Annotated in this window: 1 pseudogene; it reads right to left on the bottom strand. The window is 46.2% G+C overall.

The features are described from left to right. Positions 1-276 (bottom strand): annotated as a pseudogene (gene pheS, locus STRDD11_RS05075) (phenylalanine--tRNA ligase subunit alpha); the annotation flags it as partial. Between the last annotated feature and the right edge of the window lie 534 nt (positions 277-810).

Genomic DNA, 810 nt, shown 5'->3' with positions numbered 1-810 from the left:
CAAAGCGACCAGCTCCTCTTCCATTTCCTGGGCCGTCTTTTCAAAAGCTGCTGTTAGAATATCCCGGGCTTCATTGACATGCTTGCCGATTATGGGCCGCATCTCTGCTGAGATGTCCTTCATGCCTTTCAGCACTTCCGTCAGAGAGCCTTTTTTCCCCAAGACCGCCACACGCAAGTCCTGCAGTTCCTTTTGGTTCTCAGCCTTGAGCTCCTTGAGAGCAGCCAGGGTCTCTTCACGCAGGCTTTTCAGTTGTTCTTCAATCGTTTTTGTCATCTTTCCTCCAAAATAAAAAGCGCGCCAACACCCACAAGCGGAGCGTTGACACGCGGTACCATCCGTTTTTTATCCGGTTGCCCGAATCTTAATTGGTCAGTCCCTGTGCAAGTGAATTCGCTCAATTTTCATCTGAAAGGCTCTCAGTCATAACCTTTCTCCCTGTTAAACTTCCCTTGAGTTACTAGTCTTGCGGACTTCTATTCAATTCTCATCCATTCTACCAGATTTTACAGACTTTGGCAAGCCACTTCGATGGATTTTGGCAGACGGTTTCGCTCGGTTTTTGAAATTTCTGCGAGCCTTGATTTAAACTTTCGGCCAAATCTTACAAAAATGTAAGATGGCGGGGGCAAAATGTAAGATTCATCGATTGCTCCCAAGTCAGGAGATTGCTACAATAGAAAGCATACTGCAAGAAACAAGGAGAAGAATTTTTATTCCGAAACAGATTAGTCCAGACTGCTGGTGTCATCCTCACTCTCATCGGGATTTACATCTTGAGCCTGCTCATCAGCAGCTGGATGACAGCTT

Source organism: Streptococcus sp. DD11 (assembly GCF_001578865.1).
GTDB classification, from domain to species: domain Bacteria; phylum Bacillota; class Bacilli; order Lactobacillales; family Streptococcaceae; genus Streptococcus; species Streptococcus panodentis.
Note: the sequence above shows the minus strand (reverse complement) of the source record. Positions and strands in the feature narration are given on the sequence as shown.